The sequence below is a fragment of the Longitalea luteola genome (assembly GCF_017356035.1).
Taxonomy (GTDB): domain Bacteria; phylum Bacteroidota; class Bacteroidia; order Chitinophagales; family Chitinophagaceae; genus Niastella; species Niastella luteola.
Genome location: NZ_JAFIQX010000002.1, coordinates 919764 through 939266 on the forward strand (window position 1 = coordinate 919764; position 19503 = coordinate 939266).

Sequence of the window (19503 nt, forward strand, 5' to 3'; positions counted from 1 at the left end):
AACGCTGCCCCGGCAAAAACCGGCCCCTGGAAACCAGTAACCGGTAACCTGCAACTTGTAACCTGAAAGGGCTTCCGGTGTACGGTAACTACAACTATAAACAACAAACCATAAACATTTTCATGCATCCCATAACCAAAGCAATACGCATTCATACCGATCGTACCAACGAAATGGAACATTCTTCACCCATGTTCCTCACCAGCAGTTTCTGCTTCGATAATGCCGAAGAAATGCGGGCGGCTTTTGCCGATGAAACCGATGATAATATTTACAGCCGTTTCAGCAATCCTACCGTACAGGAGTTTATCGACAGAATGTGTGCCCTGGAAGGCGCTGAGGCTGGTTATGCCACCGCATCGGGCATGAGCGCCATCTTTGCTTCGTTCATGGCACTGCTGAAAAAAGGTGATCACCTGCTGTCATGTAATGCCATTTTTGGCAGCACCCATACCGTGATCACCAAATACCTGCCCAAATTTGGTATTGAATACACCTACGTGCCGGCCGACAAACCGGAGGAATGGGAAAAAGCGATTCGGCCCAACACCAAAATGATCTACGTTGAAACGCCTACCAATCCCGGTCTGGAGATCGTAGACCTGGAAGCCGTGTCGGCCATTGCTAAAAAACACAACCTTATTTTGAATGTCGACAATTGTTTTGCTACCCCGGTAAATCAGCGTCCCATTGATTTTGGCGCCGATCTGGTAGTGCATTCCGCCACCAAATGGATCGATGGGCAGGGACGTGTACTCGGCGGCGTTATTGTAGGTAAGAAGTCCCTCATCCACGATATTTATTTATTCTGCCGCAGTACAGGTCCGGCTTTATCGGCCTTTAACGCCTGGGTGCTGAGCAAGAGCCTCGAAACCCTGGATGTGCGTATGGAACGTCATGGCAATAATGCTTTACTGCTCGCCAAAGCACTGGAAGGACATCCAAAGATCAAATGGCTGAAGTATCCTTTCCTCGCCAGCCATCCCCAGCACCGGATTGCGTTGAAGCAAATGAAGAATGGCGGTGGAATCGTTTGTTTTGAGCTCGCGGGCGGTTTACAGAGCGGCCGCAAGTTCCTTGATAATTTAAAAATGTTATCACTCACCGCCAACCTGGGCGATACCAAAAGTATTGCCTCACACCCGGCCAGCACCACACATGCCAAACTCACCGAGGAAGAACGGCTGGCAGTTAACATTACGCCTGGTTTAATACGTATTTCGGTTGGCCTCGAGCATGCGGAAGATATCATTAACGATATTCGCCAGGCACTCGAAAATTGTTAGTTATGTGTACCACACTTCAAAGTGTGGCACACCTCGTTTGTCGCAGTGACGATAATCATTCTTTTGAATGCCTGTCATCATAGCATATTTTATTTTAGAAAAGTAACTTTATTACTGATTCTTTTTCATAATAAAAAGTTTTAAAAATTGAGCTGGTAAACGGGTTGGTTCTCCAACCCGTTTGTATTTTAAGAACAGGCAGGAAAATTGTAACTTTTAGTGAAAAAGAATATGAAACGGCAGGCGCTGGAAGAAGTGATCGTCAGGCACACCGATCGTATCGAATGGCATAGTGATCGCCTGCCCGGCTCTTTTGACCAGGAAGATATTCATGACCTGCGTGTCGACTACAAAAGACTTAGGGCCTTTTTACGCCTGCTGCAATTGGAAAAAGATGCCGGCAACCTCCAGGTGCCCTCTAAACTACGATCCCTGTATCACCATTGTGGTAAAGTTAGAGACCTGCAACTATTTTTGGTAGAACTGCATGCCTTGCCGGTTGCAGCCGAATTACCTGTTTGTATCAGCCGCTGGAAACAGCAATTGTTTACTTATAAAGAGGAAACGGTTAGGGCCATTGAAGAAATGCGCTTCAAAAAAATGGTGAACAATCTTTTGAAAGAGTTGCCGCGTCAACTGCGCAATGAAACCATTATACAATTCGTCCATCAGAAAGTAGCAGCCATTCATATTATACTACTGGCTGCAGAGCAGGAAGATGATCTGCATACTATGCGCAAGGAAATAAAGGACCTTATCTATAACATTCGCATTTTCGAGAACGATTGGGGTATTCCATTCCCGGTAAGTGGTTGGCAGAGTGAAAAAGCTTTGAGCGATATGGCTTCCCGCCTGGGCGATTTTAATGATCAATGCATCGCCATTTCGTTGTTGCAGTCGGGTTATAGCGCCAATTGTCACGAAGAAGAAAAGTTAGCCCTACAGGAATTACATAACTCGTGGCAACAGGAAAAAGAATCCCGCCAGCAGCAATTGTTGCAGCAGGTGCAGCTGTTGAAATTAGAACATACGTTTTGAATGGTGAATGGTCAATGGTGAATGGTGAATGGGCTAACGCCGATTTTATTGGGGGAAGCTGTGAAACGGCCGATGACGATTGATACTGGAGTGGCGTTGCCAACTGCAAACTGCAAATTGCCAATGTAAATTGCCAACTGCTTACTGGGCTAATACCTTTTCCATCTGCATGCTGCGGGATCCCTTGATCAAAAAATAGGTATCATTGAATTGTTGACTGTTGAACCACGCAGCAGCTTCGGCGGAATTGGCCATTTTGATGAAAGGATGTTCGAGTTTTAAAAAATCACCACCCACCAGTACAACCGCTTTCCATGAATGTTGTTTAATGAGGTCGATGATGGCCTGGTGCTCCTGCAGGCTTTCCTGGCCCAGTTCGGCCATGCCGCCCAGCATCAGTACTTTGTTGCTCGCATGAATGCCGGCAAAATTCTCAATGGCGGCTTTCATACTGGTGGGGTTCGCGTTGTAAGCATCCAAAATGAATTTATTGCCATTCTTTTCTATCAGCTGCGAGCGGCTGTTCGACGGCGTGTAATGCTCAATGGCCGCTTTTATCTTTTCATCGGGCACTTTGAAGAATTTACCGGCAGTTACTGCTACCAGTACATTCGGCAGATTATAAGCGCCTACCAGTTGCGTTTTGATGACCGGCAGATCTGCGCCTTTATTGATGGCCACAGCCAGGAACGGTTCGCTTTGTTGAACGGTACCGGTTATGTCTGCCGCTGCTGCAGTACCATATTTAACAATGGTAGCTATGCCCTTGCTCATGGTTTGCAGGTAATCATAATCCCACATTACGAATGCGGTGCCCTCATGGGCGCGCAGGTAATCGTATAATTCACCTTTGCCTTTGCGTACCCCTTCAATACTGCCAAAACCTTCCAGGTGTGCTTTGCCGCAGTTGGTAATAATGCCATGGGTAGGCAGGGTGTATTCGCAATAACTGGCTATTTCACGCAGGTGATTGGCACCCATTTCGATCACGGCCATTTCAGCGTCGTTTTTAACCGATAAAATAGTAAGGGGAATGCCGATATGATTATTCAGGTTACCCTGTGTTGTATAGGTCTTGTAGCTGGTCGAAAGAACGGCGTGCACCAGTTCTTTGGTGGTGGTTTTACCATTGCTGCCGGTAATGGCAATGAAGGGAATATTGAATTGCTGGCGATGATATTTTGCCAGCTGCTGCAGGGTGGTAAGTACATCGTCTACAACAATGATCCGGCTGTCGGCACTGGCCGGTGGCTCGTCAACAACAGCATAAGCCGATCCTGCGGCCAGAGCAGCGGCAGCAAATTGATTGCCGTTGAAGTTGGGACCTTTTAACGCAAAAAAAATGTCTCCCGCCTGTAGTTTCCGGGTATCGGTTTGTACCGAAGGATACTTTAGATATATATCGTAGAGTTGTTGGATCGTCATATAGCAAATTTAAGTGACAACGCTTGCCCCACAAACAGGGAGTTTATGGTTTGTGGTTTATGGTTCGCAACCACAAACAAAAAACATAAACAAAAACCCCGATGGAAACCATCGGGGTTTATATAGAATTTGAAGAACCAATTATCGTTTTCTGGTATTCTGGCGTCTTGAGGGGTAATTGATACCGGTCTTGCGGCCATTACCTTCAGGGCTACCCAGGCGATCCATTGCACAACGGAAACCTACAGTAGAGCTTCCCTGATCTTCTTCCAGGTAACGACGGGTACCGGGGCTCAACCAGTAAGGACGGTCATTCCAGCTACCACCTTTGATCACTCTTGATTTATCGCTGATGAGGGTGCTAACACCATAACCACGGCCGGTTTTCAGGTTTTCAGCAACATCTGTAGTACCGTAGGCAACACCCGTGATCATTGAGTCACCATCAAGGTAGTTGATCACATTACCTTTTTGATAGTTACGGCGGTTTTTGCTTTCCTCGTCAGTTACATTAACTGTTTTAACGCGGCCCAGGCTGTCTTTTTCAAATTCACCGTCTTTGTTACGGTAAACATTTTGATAGCGGTTACCACGATAGGGTGATACATCATCAGCATCGGTGGGTGTCAGCGGACGATAAATATCGCCGGTCCACTCGCTCACGTTACCTGACATATTATATAAACCGAATGAGTTAGGATAGAATGAAGTTACCGGTGCAGTGTATACAGCGCGGTCGTTCAAACCACCGGCCACACCCATGTTGTCACCGTTACCACGTTTGAAGTTAGCCAGGAAAGTACCTTGCCATGCGCCGCGGCGGCTGTCGCGTAAACCGTTTACGTTCTGTGTCCAGGCGTATACTTGTTTGTTCGTGATCAACTCCTCACCACGTTTGCCTTCTTTGCGGCTGGGGTTGGGGTTTTGACCAACCAAACCCATCGCTGCATATTCCCACTCAGCTTCTGTCGGGAGGCGGTAGTTCGGTAACAAAATACCGTCTTCGAAAGTTACCGTAGTTCTTGGCGTACCGTTCGGGTTCTTTAAAGGGTTCTTTTTAGAACGAACCTGGTTGCCAGGCGTAGGCGTAGTTAAACCAAGCAGGTAAGCTTTGGTATTGAACGACTCCTGACCCTGACCCTGCAGGTTTTTAAGAGCGGTTTTATTGATGAAGCCTTTGTCGTATAAAGCTTTCTCGTTTACGCGGTCACTGCGCCATAAACAAAAGTCATGTGCCTGTCTCCAGGTTACACCCACAACCGGGTAATAATTATAGGAAGGGTGGCGGAAGTAGTATTCAACCAAAGGCTCGTTGTAAGCCAGCTCACTGCGCCATACCAGGGTATCGGGCAATGCACCTAATCTTACATCTTTATATTCATCACCATCAAAAACCGTATTTACCCAGTACAAATATTCACGGTAGTGAATATTGGCAACCTCAGTACGGTCGATGTAGAACGAGTTTACAGTTTTGCGGGTAGGAATGTTATTCCAGTCGCCCATAACATCCTCTTCAGTGGCGCCCATGGTGAAGGTACCACCCTGAACAAACACCAGTCCGGGACCGGTACGTTGTTCTTTCTCCCGGGATACCTGGTATCCACCCATGTTTTTATCATTGTAATTCCAACCAGTAACGTCAGATTTCTCCTTCTTGTTGGACTTACACGCAGTAACTGCGGCTGCGCAGGATAATACGATAAATAGGTTTTTCAAATTCATTTTGATGACTTTTGCCTTTAGTTCAATTTGGTTAAACGCTATTAACATGCAAATATTGTACGGCTTTGATATTGCTTTTCCACAAAGATCGTGGGGACGGCGAATATACCTGTTTTTAGTAAAAGAACCTGTATTACAGGCTGTTTCGGCTTAGTTAAATTGTCAAACCGCGCCGGGCTTTTTGACCGTGTATTCCCACATTCAATAATTGAGCCGGGCACGCAGGGAAGTGGATTATTTTTTTACCGGGTACCAGTTTCCTTCCGCTAACATGGTTTAAAATGAATTATTTTTGAACGGATGCGTAGCGAACCTGTTATCCGCCTTATGATGGCAGGCATACTGGCCATAACCTGTATGCCGGTCCTGTCTCAACGTACATATACGGCCAATTCGGTATTGGCGATGGGTAATTGGTATAAAATAAGTACAACTGCTTCCGGCATCTACAAAATTGACCTCCCTTTTCTCAGTTCCCTGGGCATAAATACAGCAGACCTGCCTTCTTCGAACATACAATTGTATGGCAACGGCGGACAAATGCTCCCCGAAAAACCGGTCAACACCGTACCCGACGACCTGGTTCAAAATGCCATTTGGGTAGAAGACGGCGGCGATGGCCGCTTGAACGGATCGGATTACCTGTTGTTCTATGCACCGGGCGCCCATGCCTGGATGAAGGATTCAGCCAATAAAACCTTTCGGCATCAAAGGAATATATATAGCGACACAGCTTACTACTATCTTACCATCAGGCCAAATGGCAAAAGATTAGCCACTGCCGGGATAACCGCTTCGCCCAATACCACCATTACCCGGGCCACGCAACACTGGTTCTATGAACTGGACACCGTGAATTTCCTTAGCAGCGGCCGGCAATGGTATGGGGAAGAATTCTCCGGCAATGCCGGTAAAACGCTGACCCGCACCTACACAGTGAACATGCCCAATGTGCTGGCAGAACCGGCCACGATCACAGCAGCGTGTGTGGCCCGCTCTTTCGGTACTGCCAGCAGGTTTACGGTAAGTGTTAACAACCAGCAGGCTATTCAGTTTGCAGTGCCTGCCACCGGGACCGGATCTTACGATGCATTTGCCATGGCAGCGCAGTCATCGGCTGGTTTCAGCACCAGTCAGTCGCCGCTATCTGTCCGGTTCGATTATACGCCCGGAAGCGCTGGCAGCCAGGGGTGGCTCGATTGGTTCGAAATAGTAGCCCGCATTGATCTGAGTATGACCGGCATTAACCAACTGGCCTTTCGCGACTGGAACAGCGTAGGCGCGGGCAATGTAGGCCAGTTCGTCATTAAAAATGCGCCTGCCGGTATGCAGGTATGGGATGTCACCAATGCGCTGGAACCGGTTCGGATGCAGGGCTCTATGAATGGCAGCGAATGGCGGTTCATCAACGAGTGCAGCCGCCTGCATGAATACATTGCTTTCGGTACCGCCGGCTTTTTGATACCAGGGGCAGTTGGTGCCGTGCCCAATCAGAATTTGCACGGAAGCAGCATACCCCAATACATCATCATCACCCATCCCAGCCTGCTGGCAGAGGCAAACCGGCTGGCCGGGTTTCACCAGCAGCGCGATAAGTTGAACACCCTGGTGGTAACCGTAAACCAGGTGTACAACGAATTTTCGGGCGGTTCACCCGATCCGGCCGCCCTGCGTGACCTCGTTAAAATGTTTTACGACCGGGCAGGAGGCGATTCTGCAAAAGCGCCCAAATACCTGTTGCTTTTTGGCGATGCTTCTTTCGATTACAGGGCCCGCATCAGCAACAATACCAACCTGGTTCCGGCCTGGGAAAGCCCAGTATCGCTCGATCCGCTGGCAACCTATACCTCCGACGACTTTTTTGGCCTGCTGAACGATGATGACGATATCAATGGAACCGGTACCTATTTACTGGATATCGGTATTGGCCGCATTCCGGCTAAAAACGAACGCGAAGCCCAGGCAATAGTAGACAAGATCATCGCCTACAACGATGTTAAAAGCCTTGGCCCCTGGCGCAATGAATGCACGTTCGTGGCCGATGATGAGGATAACAATTTGCACCTGCAGGATGCGGAACTCATGGCACAGGCAGTAAATGCCGCAGCACCGCAGCAGAATCTCGATAAGATTTACCTCGATGCATTTCCGCAGGAAAGCCATTCAGCAGGCAGCCGTTACCCGGCGGTGAACCAGGCCATCAACAATAAAATTTATAACGGCACCCTGGTATGGAACTATACCGGCCATGGCGGCTATCGCCGGCTGGCTGAAGAAGTAGTGCTTGACCAGGACATTATCAACAGTTTTAACAATGCCGCCAAACTGCCTTTGTTTGTTACCGCCACCTGTGATGTAGCGCCATACGACAATCCGCTGGTAAGCTCCATTGGCGAAAACCTGTTGCTGCGCGAAAAGACCGGCGCCATTGCGCTTATGACTACCACCCGGCTGGTATTTGCTTTCAGTAACCGGGTAATGAATGAAAATTACCTGAAAACGGCTTTTCAAAAAAAGTCCGATAGCAGTTACCGTACGCTGGGAGAAGCGGTTCGCCACGCCAAAAATGTGACTTATAACTTTTTAACCGATGTGGTCAACAACCGTAAATTTACACTGTTGGGCGACCCGGCCATGACCCTTGCCTTTCCCGCTTACCAGGTAAAGACCACAGCCATAAACGGACAGGCAACCGGCAGTACGCCCGATACCCTGAAAGCCTTGTCGGAATACACCATCAGCGGAACGGTGCAGGACAATGCCGGCAACATCCTGAACGATTTTAATGGTACTATATATCCCACCATTTTTGACAAAGTGCAATCGGTAAATACCCTCGGCAATGATGCCGCCAGTTTGCCGGTGCCCGTTCAGGTACAGAAGAATATCCTGTTTAAAGGCAAGGCCACAGTGAACAATGGCCGCTTTTCTTTCAGTTTTATTGTACCGAAAGACATCAGCTACCAGTATGGGAATGGCAAGATCAGTTACTATACCGACAATGGCAGTAAAGATGGCAATGGGGTATTGACCAACGTGATCATTGGTGGTTCAGGAAACGGTGTAAACGACTTGCAGGGGCCGGCTATAAAAGCTTATTTGAATGATGAAAAGTTTGTAAATGGCAGCATAACAAACGAACGGCCTGTACTGCTGCTGAAACTGGCCGATTCATCGGGTATAAATATCCTCGGTACGGGCATTGGGCACAACCTGGTAGCCACACTTGACAATGATCAAAAAAATGAATATGTGTTGAATGAGTTCTATGAAAGCGACCTGAATAATTATCGCCAGGGAACGGTGCGTTTTCAGCTGCCGGCATTGGCACCTGGGATGCATACCCTAAGCATAAAAGCCTGGGATGTAGCCAATAACTCGGGCGAGGCTACACTCGATTTCAGGGTAGTTAATGACCAGCATTTTGCCCTGGATCATGTACTGAACTACCCTAACCCCTTTACCACCCGTACGACCTTCTGGTTTGAGCATAACAGGCCTGGGGAAGAATTAGTTATACATATTCAGGTATATACGATTACAGGAAAGCTGGTAAAAACATTGCGAAAAACAATATTTTCGCCCGGAAACCGTTCGAGTGACGTGGAATGGAATGGTAGAGATGAATATGGTGATAAAATCGGTCGCGGTGTGTATCTTTACCGCTTAAGGGTACAAACAGCTGACGGAAAAGCAGCGGAAAAGCTGGAAAAGTTGTTTATATTATAGTCCCAATTTTTGAACATATATTAGCCAATCTATCGACAGGAAATTTTACCCAAAACCATTATTGTTCCGCATCAACAGGCTTTGATATAAAAGCAAGGGTAAGTTCATTATACCAAACTGCTATTGAGAAAAACGTTGGAGCGGTCTGATCCTTAAAGACAATTCAAAAAATGAAACGAAACATCTTAAAACTAACTGTAGGTGCCTTCCTGCTGTTGGGTGGAATTTCCGTAAAAGCACAAACTGATACCATAAATGTGGTAACTACCGCCGTACCTTTTTTACGGATTTCTCCGGATGCCCGTGCCGGTGGTATGGGTGATTTGGGAGTGGCTACATCGGCCGATGCGAATTCTCCGTTCTGGAACCTCGCAAAAGTACCTTTTGCACAAAAGAACTTCAGCGTAGGGTTAACATATACGCCCTGGTTAAAAGACCTGGGCTTAAATGATGTGTATCTGCTGGCATTAAGTGGTTATTATAAACTGGATGAGGAAGCGGCACTCGCGGGTTCTGTTCGCTATTTCAGCCTGGGTAATATCCAGTTTACCGACGGAAGCGGTAATGATTATGGTTCCGGGCGTCCGCGCGAATTCGGTATCGACTTCGGTTATACCCGTAAATTATCAGATAAAATAGGTCTGGGCGTTGCACTGCGTTATATTCACTCTAACCTGGCCGGTAACCTGGCGCAAACCGGTACTACTTATAAACCAGGTAATGCAGTAGCCGGTGACCTGTCTTTCTTCTATACAGGCGTGGGCGAAGATGGCAGTGGCTGGAATTTTGGCGCTACCCTCACCAACCTCGGTATGAAGATCGGTTATACGAACGATGCAACACAGAAAGATTATATTCCTGCTAACTTAAGCTTAGGTACTACCTACACTAAAGCTTTTGATGAAGCTAATAAGATCACATTTGGCCTCGACCTGCACAAACTGCTGGTGCCTACGCCTCCAAAATGGACAAACGATCCAAGCGTGGATTCTGGCCTGGTAGCTGATTACCGCAACAAATCGGTAGTGAACAGCTGGTTCAGCTCATTTGGCGATGCGCCCGGTGGTTTCAAAGAAGAAATGAAAGAGTTCCAGCTGTCACTGGGTGCCGAATATGCTTATAACGATCAGTTCTTTGTGCGCGCCGGTTATTTTTATGAGGATAAGAACAAAGGCAACCGTAAATATTTCACCGTTGGTTTAGGTGTTAAATACAATGTGTTTGGTTTGAATTTCTCTTACCTCGTGCCTTCGGGTTCAGGGGTTAACCGCAACCCATTGTCGAACACCCTGCGTTTCGGCCTCATCTTCGACCTCGACGATATTGGAACTGTTGAATAATTTGATAATTTGCTAATGTGATAATGTGATAATGACGTTCGCGCATTTGAAACAGACCACATAAAAGTAGAAATGAATATATTTGAAGCGTCCTGCACAGCAGGGCGCTTTTTTATTATCGAATTATCATATTATCACATTATTAAATTATGAGGATTGGTTTCGGAATAGATTTTCATCAGTTAACAGAAGGCAGGGATCTTTGGATAGGCGGTGTTAAAATTCCCCATCATAAAGGCGCGCTGGGCCACAGCGATGCCGATGTATTGTTACACGCAATTTGCGATGCATTGCTGGGTGCTCTTGCCCTGGGCGATATCGGTATGCATTTCCCCAATACCGATCCGGCTTACAAAGACATTGACAGCAAGATACTGTTACAGAAATGTTATGAATTGATCAAAGCCCGCAACTACCGGGTAATAAATGTAGATTCATCCATTTGCCTCGAAGCGCCCAAGATCAAGAAATACTCAGAGCAGATGCGCACTATTATTGCCGGTATCCTGGAGATTACCGGGCAGGATGTATCCGTAAAAGCCACTACCACTGAAACCATGGGGTTTGTGGGAAGAGAGGAGGGGCTTGTAGCCTACGCAACTGTTCTGTTAGCCCCACTTAAGTAATTTGATAATTCGATAATTTGATAATGTGACAATGGAATACAGGGTTTTGTGAGTGCTGGCGCGTGAGATTAAGAGTAGCAGGAAAGCCGAACATGGAGGAATTATCACATTATCGAATTATCACATTATCACATTATTTTTGCGCCATGTCGAAAGTAAAAGTCAGGATCATTAACGAGTCAAATAATCCGTTGCCCGAATATGCTACGGAAATGGCTGCCGGTATGGATATACGCGCTTTCCTGGAGGCGCCCATTGTATTAAATCCCCTGGAACGGTTTTTAGTGCCTACCGGTTTGTTCATTGAACTGCCTGCTGGTTACGAAGCGCAGATCCGCCCGCGCAGCGGATTGGCCATCAAACAGGGACTTACCTGTTTGAACAGCCCCGGCACCATAGATGCCGATTATCGCGGCGAGGTTAAAATTATTCTGATAAATTTATCCCAGGAGCCCCAAACCATTCACCCAGGCGATCGTATTGCTCAAATGGTGGTACACGAGGTAGAACGTGTAAAATGGAAACCCGTTAAATCAATTTCGGTAACCAAACGCCACGATGGCGGATTTGGTCATACCGGTAAATCGTAATACATGAAATATTTCGCAGGCATTGGAATTATTGCCCTGGTAATGGCTGCAACCAGCAGTTGCAGATCTACAAAAACAATTCAAACAGCGATTGCCAAGAAAGATACAGCTCAGGTGATCCCGGTAGTTGATCATCGTGCCGATTCCATGCTTTATATTAAACAGGTTTGGGATAACATTGGTAAGAACCATATAGATTTTCAAACATTCTCGGCCAAGATCAAAGTAGATTTTGAAGGCAGTGATGGCAAGAAGAACGACTTTAACGCCTTTGTACGAATTAAGAAAGACAGCATTATGTGGATCAACATCAATGCTGCACTGGGCTTCGATGCATTCAGGGTGCTGGTTACGCCTGATAGCGTGAAAGTGATCAACAAGCTTAACAAAACGGTACAAATGCGGTCAGTAGGATCTCTGCAGGAAGTAACAAAAATGCCTATGAATTTCACCGACCTGCAAAATCTGATCATCGGTAATCCTATTTTTCTCGATAGTAATATAAATTCGTATAAGAAAGATGAGCGAACCATTTCACTCATCAGTTTAGGCGTGCTGTTCAAGCACCTGCTTACGGTAAATAGAGACGATTACACCCTGCAGAACAGCAAGCTCGACGATGTGGACGCCATCAGGGCCCGGACCGCCTACCTGACGTATGGCAATTATCAGAGTAAAAACGGGATTCGGTTCTCAACCTATCGTAAAATTACGGTGTCGGAGAAGTCGAAGCTGGATATAGTGATGGAATTCAAACAATTTGACTTTAACGTCGATTTAAGTTTTCCGTTCACGATCCCGAAAAATTATAAGCGTAAATAAGCGTTATAAAAAGTACATTCAACCCTGGAGAAACCGGCAAAACAGACCCAATTACCCTGCCCAAACCTGTTAACACTTAAAAATCTTTCAGTATGCTGAAAAGGATGTTTACCTGTTTTATGGCCATGGCAGTTTCCGTTGCCCTCTTTGCGCAACAACAACCAGGCAGCAGTGAGGAGCTGAAAAAAAAGCAGGCTGAAATACAGCGGGAAATTGATGACCTGCGCAATACGCTGAAGACAACCAAAAAGAACACCAAAGCGGGTTTATTGCAGTTGTCGATGGTGCAGAAAAAACTGCGCCTGCGGGAACAGGCTATCAATAACATCAATCAGCAGATAAATATCATCGAGGGCACTATCTCTAAATCTAAAAATGAGATCGAACGGTATAAGCAGGAACTGGACACGCTGAAGCAGCAATATGCCAAGAGCATTGTATATGCTTATAAAAATCGAAGTAACTACGATTTCCTGAACTTCATATTCTCAGCATCGAGTTTTAACGACGCCTTGCGCCGGGTGCAGTACCTGCGCGCTTATCGCCTCTACCGCGAAGAGCAGGCAGCTACCATCAAGAACACCCAGGTGGTGCTGCATGAAAAAATTGCAAGCCTGGAAAATACGCGTAAAGAAAAGGATGCCGTACTGCAGAAGCAGGAAAAACAGAAGGTTGAGCTGGTAGAAGAGAAAAAAGAAAAGAATGAGATCCTGAGCAAGCTCAAGGCCAGGGAAAAAGAGATCTCCAAAGAGCTGACCGCCAAACAAAGAGCGGATAAAAAACTGAAGTCAGCCATTAAGTCTGCCATTGACCGGGAGATCCGGATCGCACGCGAAAAAGCCTTGGCAGAAGCAAGAGCCCGCGAAGCAGCAGAAGCGGCAGAAAATGCACGCAAAGCCGCCGCGGCAGAAGCCGCCAGGAAAGCTGCTGCAGAAAAGGCCGAAAGAGAAAAAGCAACTGCCGGTACTTCACCCGCCCCCACACCCGCCGCTACGGCGCCTGTGGCCAAAGCGGAGCCTAAAAAAGAAGCCCCCAAAAAACCGGCTGCCGAGAGCGTACTTGAAGCAACACCTGAAGGTTTCCGAATCAGCGGCAGCTTCGAAAGTAATAAAGGCAAATTACCCTGGCCAGTTGAAAAAGGCAATGTGAAGATCCATTTTGGTACCTATTCTATTGAAGGCACCAAATTGCGTGGAAACAACCCCGGTATAACCCTGGCCACAGACCCGGGAGCAGTGGTAAGAGCCGTATTTGAAGGCGAGGTGTCGCGCATATTTGATATCGACGGCAACTGGAGCGTGCTGGTTCGTCATGGAAAATACTTTACCGTATATAGTAACCTCTCCTCTGTAAGCGTATCGAAAGATCAGAAGATCGCCGGTGGTACCGTACTGGGCCGCGCTGCCGCCAATGATGAAGGCAATGGCGAAATTGAATTTCTGCTGATGCAGGAAAACCGGAACCTGAATCCGGAAACCTGGATACGCAAAAGGTAAAATAATCAATTGGCTATTGGCAATATGCAATTGGCAAGCTGCGTTTCCTACTTTGCCTATTGCCAATTGTTTATTGCCTTTTAATAGTAAAATCTGCCCCTATGCCAAAATTGATGATCTCGTGTTTTGTAGCGCTGTTAATGGCTATTGCCGTATGTGCCCAAACAGACAGCGAATCACTAAAGCAGCAGCAACTTGAGCTTCAGCGCGAGATCGAAGAATTAAAGACTACACTCAGCGATTCAAAGAAGCAGTCGCGTGCAAGCATAAGACAATTGGAGCTTGTAAAAGAAAAACTGCGGTTGCGTGAAAAGGCAATCAAAAATATCAACAGGCAGGTCGACATCCTCGAGGGCAATATCGGCAGATCCAAAAAAGACATTGACAGCCTGAAGAACCGGCTCGATACCATGAAGTCGCAATATGCACGTAATATTGTATATGCCTATAAGCTGCGCAACAATTACGAATTCCTGAGTTTTATTTTCTCTGCTCCCAATTTCAATGATGCCTTGCGGCGGGTTAATTATTTCCGGTCATATCATAAATACTGTGAAGAACAGGTGGAGGCCATAAAGAAGACCCGGCAGATCCTGAGCGGAAAGATCAACGGACTTGAAATAGCCCGCCGGGAAAAAGATGCAGTGATGCAAAAGCAGGAAAAGCAGATGGAAGAACTGGAGGAAGAGAAACGCGAGAAGAATGCGGTGGTTAAGACCCTTAAAAGCCGCGAGAAGGAAATCACCCGCGAACTGGCCGCCAAAAAGAAGGCGGATATCAAATTAAGGAACGAAATACAGCGGTTCATCCTGCGGGAAATCCGCGATGAAGACAATAAAGCCAATGGTACAATCGCTGGAACAGCAGGAAGCAAAAGGCCCATAACCAAAAAAGCCACCCACAGTGTATTGGCCAATACGCCGGAAGGCATTCGCATCAGCGGCAGTTTCGAGAAGAACAAAGGCAAATTGCCCTGGCCTGTTGAAAAAGCGCTCGTGAAATTACATTTTGGGCCTAATCGCATCCCGAATGGCCAGGTTATTACTTATAACCCGGGCATAACCCTTGAAACCGAAAAAGGTGCTTCGGTAAAAGCGATATTTGAAGGTGACGTAACGGCTGTATTCCCGGTGGAAGGCACCTGGACGGTGATGGTCCGGCATGGAAAATATTTCACGGTGTATGGCAGTCTGGCCACGGTGAATGTATCCAGGAATCATAAAGTGAGTGGCGGCCAGGTGTTGGGTACGGCAGCAGCCAATGACGATGGGTATGGAGAGCTTGAATTTATTCTTATGCAGGAAAGAAAGAATATCGACCCTGCCAAATGGTTGATCAAAAAATAACAGGCTGAAGGCACAAGGCGTACGGCTCAAGGCACACACCAGGCACAAATGCAAATACAAAGGCCCGGGATGCGCAGCGCCTATACGCGCCAGGGGCAAGCTTTTAGCGCTGTAAGTAAATCGCAAAGTTGAAGGCGCATAGCGCCTATCAAAAGCAAGCGTTCAGCCTTAAGCCTTCAGCTTACACCCGGTTTGAAATATTCTGCAGAAAACGATTGTACAATGCTTCATACCTCGGTACAATGGTTTCTATATCGTACAAACGGGCATGCGCAGCAGCTTTCGTTTTAAATTTATGTAATTTATTTTCATCAGATAATAACTCTATAGCCCGCTGGCTCATAGTGTCTACATCGCCCACATCGGCGAGGTAGCCGGTTTCTCCGTCAATATTGATCTCGGGCAAACCCCCGGCATTACTCGAAATTACCGGTACACCCGCAGCCATGGCTTCCAGCGCGGCCAAACCAAAACTTTCATAATCGGAAGGCAGCATGAACAGGTCTGAAATGGCCAGTACCTCTTCAATTTGTTCCTGCCGGCCAACAAAACGGGTTTCATCATAAATGCCCAGTTCACGCGCTAAACTTTCTGCGGCCGGACGTTCAGGTCCGTCACCTACGAACAACAATTTACTGGGTACTTTTTTGTTAAGCGCTGCAAACACGCGTACCACGTCATTTACCCTTTTCAGCTTACGGAAATTGGAAGCATGCAGCAGCACTTTTTCATTATGAGGAGCTATAACGCGGCGAAATGCATCGATGGGCTTTTTGCGAAAGCGTTTTACATCTACAAAGTTCTGAATGACCTTGATCTCTTTTTCGATCTTGAAATTGCGATACGTTTCGTCGCGCAGATTTTGCGAAACGGCCGTAATGGCATCGCTTTCATTGATCGAAAAAGTGACCACCGGCGCAAAGGTCTTATCCTTGCCAACCAGGGTTATATCAGTGCCGTGCAGGGTAGTGATCACCGGAATGATCTTACCTTGTTTCTCAAGGATCTTTTTAGCCATATACGCAGCCGACGCATGAGGAATGGCATAATGTACATGTAACAGATCGATATTATTATTGACAATAACATCTACCATCGTGCTCGATAAAGCCGTTTCATATGGGGGATAGTCGAACAACGGATAGGTGGGCACCCGTACCTCATGGTAAAAGATGTTGGCATTAAATTCACTCAGTCTTACCGGTTGCTGGTACGTAATAAAATGAACCTGATGTCCTTTATCAGCCAGGGCCTTTCCCAATTCTGTTGCTAGAACGCCACTTCCACCAAATGTAGGATAGCATACAATTCCAATGCGCATATAGCGATATATATTAAGTGTGTGAAGGTAATTTAAAACGGCCAATTATGCCCCAAGGAAGCATTTTGACTATTTTAGCGTAAAATAACGCACATGAGAATTAAATTGTTTACGCTATTGTTAACAATTATTTCCGCTTCAGCTTATGCCCGAAACGAAGATTCACTAAAAATCCGGGCTATAGCCAATGAAATACTCCTGCATGGCAGGGCCTATGAAAATTTACGTGTTCTTACCAAACAGATTGGAGCACGGCTTACGGGTTCACCGCAAACGTACAAAGCGGAAGCCTGGGCACAGAAAGCCCTGCAGCAGGCAGGCGCCGACCGGGTGATCAGCCAGTCGTGCCTCGTGCCGCACTGGGTGCGCGGCGGTAAAGATGAAGCATGGATTGCCGGCAAGAAGAATCAACCGCTCGATGTTCTGGCCCTGGGCAATTCCCTGGGAACCGGTGCCAAAGGCATTCAGGCGCCGGTGGTGCTCGTGAATTCGTTCGAAGAACTGGAGCAGCAGAAAGCTGCGGTTAAAGGAAAGATCGTATTCTATAATTATAAATTTAACGATACCTACATAAAAACTTTTGAAGCCTATCGCGATGCGGTCGGATACCGCGGCCAGGGTCCCAGCCAGGCAGCTAAATATGGTGCAGTAGCTGTATTGATCCGTTCCATGACCCATGCGGCAGATAACCACCCGCACACAGGTTCTACCCGTTATAACGATTCATTCCCTAAAATTCCTGCTGCCGCCCTCGGTGTTCAGGATGCCGACCGGCTGGCGGCTTTGCTCGAAAAAGAACCGGCCACTGTTTTTTTAAGAACGAACGGTAAAATGCTGCCCGATACCGTAGCGCATAATATCATCGGTGAGATCACGGGCAGTGAATTTCCTGAACAGATCATTACCGTTGGCGGTCACCTCGACTCCTGGGACCCTGCAGAAGGTGCGCATGATGATGGTAGTGGCTGTGTGCAGTCGATTGAGGTGATACGGGTGTTGAAAGCCATTGGCTACAAACCCAAGCGCACCATCAGGGCCGTGTTATTTGCGAACGAGGAAAACGGCTTGCGCGGTGGCAGCAAGTATGCGGAAGAAGCCCGTTTGAAAAAAGAGAAACACATTTTTGCGCTCGAAAGCGATGCCGGTGGTTTTACGCCACGTGGTTTTGGCGTTACAATGCCGGCCGATTTGCTGAATAAAATGCAGCGTTGGCTGCCCTTACTGGTGCCTTATGGTATTACCGAGATCACTAATGGGGGTGGGGGATCGGATATTGGTCCGTTGAACCGCGAGTTGGGCACACCGCTGGCGGGCTTACAGCCCGACTCACAACGGTATTTTGATATTCATCATGCCCGCAGCGATGTATTTGAGGCCGTAAATAAACGGGAGCTGGAACTGGGCGCTATTTCTATGGCCGCATTGATCTATCTTGTGGATAAATACGGACTTTAAAACGCCTAAAGCTTAACGCTAAAGGCTTAACGCATTTCTCCGAAATTCGCGCAGCCCGTGTATACTCAGTTGGCTCAACGTGCGGGCAAGCCTTCGGCGTTAGGCCTTCAGCCTTCAGCATTTTCATTTTATGAGAAAGATACTTTTTATAGTAGTTGCATTACTTTTAACCGGAGCAGGAATACTGATTTACTGGAAATATTTCTATGTGTTCGGCGAAGGCGTGAAGTCGGGCCATTTAAATTATGTGGTACTGAAAGGAGATGTGTTCAAGACGTATGAAGGGAAACTGATCCAGGAAGGCATCCGGTCGCGCACAGCCGGCAGCATACAATCGTATGAGTTCGAGTTTTCGGTAGTGAACAAAGCTATTGCCGAAAAGCTGATGGCCAACAGCGGTAAATGGTTCGATCTGCACTATCGCGAATTTCACAATGTAGTTCCCTGGCGGGGTAATACCACTTATATCGTTGACAGCATTCTTACGATGCGTGATGCGAGATAATCTTAAAGTTTTAAGTTCTTTTATTCGGAACTACTGAAAAATGGCGGTGTTCCCGATTAACTTTGAACTGTAAACTTTAAACTATGAACGGTTAAACTGCGAGCATACAAAATATCGTAGGCCGCTTATGCAGGTCGGGCAATTTGTTCTTCCACTGCGCCAGCGTTTTTGTTTGAATAAATTCGGTGGGGCCAGTAATATCTGCGGCTATGCACAAGCGGGTAGTGGGCTTTCCAGTTTTAATGAGTGTTTCCAGTAACTGGTTATTACGGTAGGGCGTTTCTATAAATAACTGCGTACAATTCTTTTTGGCCGACTCTGCTTCCAGCTCTTTGATGGTTTTAGTGCGCTGCGTCGTATCGATGGGCAAATAACCTACAAACTGAAATTGTTGTCCGTTCATACCGCTGGCCATTAATGCCAGTAAGATACTGCTGGGACCAACCAGTGGTTTTATGGTGGCGCCGGCCGCATGCGCTGCTTCTGTCAATAACTGACCGGGATCAGCTACGCCCGGGCAACCGGCTTCACTGATAATGCCAATGGTCTTGTTTTCCTGTAAATGTTTATTGAAGGCCGAAAGCGTAGCAAGGTTGTTGGTCTTATCAATCAGCACCCAGGTATAGTTATCGATAACCATTTCTTTCCAGATGCTTTTCAAATACCGGCGGGCACTGCGTTCATTCTCCACAAAAAATACCTGGCACTGGCTTACTGCTTCCTTAACATATGCCGGAATGGTTGCCGTGGCTGTCTCATGCAACACAGCCGGAATTAAGTATATCGTGCTTTGGGAAGT

The 19503-nt window shown here is 47.0% G+C and carries 15 protein-coding genes; 11 read left to right on the forward strand and 4 right to left on the reverse strand.

All coding sequences use genetic code 11. The annotated features are described in order from the left end of the window. Nucleotides 1-122: 122 nt before the first annotated feature. A complete protein-coding gene (locus JUB15_RS08055) occupies nucleotides 123-1286 on the forward strand; it encodes an O-succinylhomoserine sulfhydrylase (RefSeq protein WP_207511945.1) in 1164 nt (387 codons plus the stop codon). 219 nt (nucleotides 1287-1505) lie between these two features. Further along, nucleotides 1506-2324, forward strand: a complete 819-nt coding sequence (locus JUB15_RS08060; protein WP_207511946.1) for a CHAD domain-containing protein — start codon at nucleotides 1506-1508, stop codon at nucleotides 2322-2324. Nucleotides 2325-2465: 141 nt separating this feature from the next. Here the strand turns inward: JUB15_RS08060 and JUB15_RS08065 are convergent, their stop codons facing one another. Next, complete coding sequence (locus JUB15_RS08065; protein WP_207511947.1) at nucleotides 2466-3749, reverse strand: UDP-N-acetylmuramoyl-tripeptide--D-alanyl-D-alanine ligase; 1284 nt, start codon at nucleotides 3747-3749, stop codon at nucleotides 2466-2468. Between the two features lie 141 nt (nucleotides 3750-3890). Further along, on the reverse strand, nucleotides 3891-5474 hold the full coding sequence (locus JUB15_RS08070; RefSeq protein ID WP_207511948.1) for an SUMF1/EgtB/PvdO family nonheme iron enzyme: 1584 nt from the start codon (nucleotides 5472-5474) through the stop codon (nucleotides 3891-3893). Nucleotides 5475-5774: 300 nt separating this feature from the next. Here JUB15_RS08070 and porU point away from each other — a divergent pair, with 300 nt between their 5' ends. From porU to JUB15_RS08105, 7 genes are all read left to right on the forward strand, one after another. Then, entirely contained in the window at nucleotides 5775-9203 is a 3429-nt protein-coding gene (porU, locus tag JUB15_RS08075) for a type IX secretion system sortase PorU (protein WP_207511949.1), read from the forward strand. A gap of 170 nt (nucleotides 9204-9373) precedes the next feature. After that, nucleotides 9374-10543: a type IX secretion system outer membrane channel protein PorV gene (gene porV / locus JUB15_RS08080; RefSeq protein WP_207511950.1), complete on the forward strand. Its 1170-nt coding sequence runs from the start codon at nucleotides 9374-9376 to the stop codon at nucleotides 10541-10543. A gap of 149 nt (nucleotides 10544-10692) precedes the next feature. Continuing rightward, nucleotides 10693-11169 (forward strand): 2-C-methyl-D-erythritol 2,4-cyclodiphosphate synthase, encoded by a 477-nt coding sequence (gene ispF / locus JUB15_RS08085; RefSeq protein WP_242696240.1) that lies wholly within the window; start codon nucleotides 10693-10695, stop codon nucleotides 11167-11169. A 146-nt stretch (nucleotides 11170-11315) separates the two neighbouring features. Further along, a complete protein-coding gene (gene dut / locus JUB15_RS08090) occupies nucleotides 11316-11759 on the forward strand; it encodes a dUTP diphosphatase (protein WP_207511951.1) in 444 nt (147 codons plus the stop codon). A gap of 3 nt (nucleotides 11760-11762) precedes the next feature. Next, a complete protein-coding gene (gene lolB1, locus JUB15_RS08095) occupies nucleotides 11763-12581 on the forward strand; it encodes a lipoprotein insertase outer membrane protein LolB1 (protein ID WP_207511952.1) in 819 nt (272 codons plus the stop codon). 92 nt (nucleotides 12582-12673) lie between these two features. Beyond that, nucleotides 12674-14077 (forward strand): murein hydrolase activator EnvC family protein, encoded by a 1404-nt coding sequence (locus JUB15_RS08100; protein WP_207511953.1) that lies wholly within the window; start codon nucleotides 12674-12676, stop codon nucleotides 14075-14077. Between the two features lie 101 nt (nucleotides 14078-14178). Continuing rightward, on the forward strand, nucleotides 14179-15423 hold the full coding sequence (locus JUB15_RS08105; RefSeq protein WP_207511954.1) for a murein hydrolase activator EnvC family protein: 1245 nt from the start codon (nucleotides 14179-14181) through the stop codon (nucleotides 15421-15423). A gap of 181 nt (nucleotides 15424-15604) precedes the next feature. Here JUB15_RS08105 and bshA read toward each other — a convergent pair whose 3' ends face one another. Then, nucleotides 15605-16744: an N-acetyl-alpha-D-glucosaminyl L-malate synthase BshA gene (gene bshA / locus JUB15_RS08110; protein ID WP_207511955.1), complete on the reverse strand. Its 1140-nt coding sequence runs from the start codon at nucleotides 16742-16744 to the stop codon at nucleotides 15605-15607. A gap of 93 nt (nucleotides 16745-16837) precedes the next feature. Here bshA and JUB15_RS08115 point away from each other — a divergent pair, with 93 nt between their 5' ends. Together JUB15_RS08115 and JUB15_RS08120 are read left to right on the forward strand one after the other, a co-directional pair. Further along, the gene (locus JUB15_RS08115; RefSeq protein WP_207511956.1) at nucleotides 16838-18199 is read left to right on the forward strand and encodes a M28 family peptidase; all 1362 of its coding nucleotides are present in this window, start codon (nucleotides 16838-16840) and stop codon (nucleotides 18197-18199) included. Nucleotides 18200-18329: 130 nt separating this feature from the next. Then, the gene (locus JUB15_RS08120) at nucleotides 18330-18704 is read left to right on the forward strand and encodes a hypothetical protein (protein ID WP_207511957.1); all 375 of its coding nucleotides are present in this window, start codon (nucleotides 18330-18332) and stop codon (nucleotides 18702-18704) included. A 91-nt stretch (nucleotides 18705-18795) separates the two neighbouring features. On the opposite strand, the gene JUB15_RS08125 is transcribed toward JUB15_RS08120, so the two are convergent. Further along, entirely contained in the window at nucleotides 18796-19470 is a 675-nt protein-coding gene (locus JUB15_RS08125) for an SAM-dependent methyltransferase (protein WP_369411509.1), read from the reverse strand. Between the last annotated feature and the right edge of the window lie 33 nt (nucleotides 19471-19503).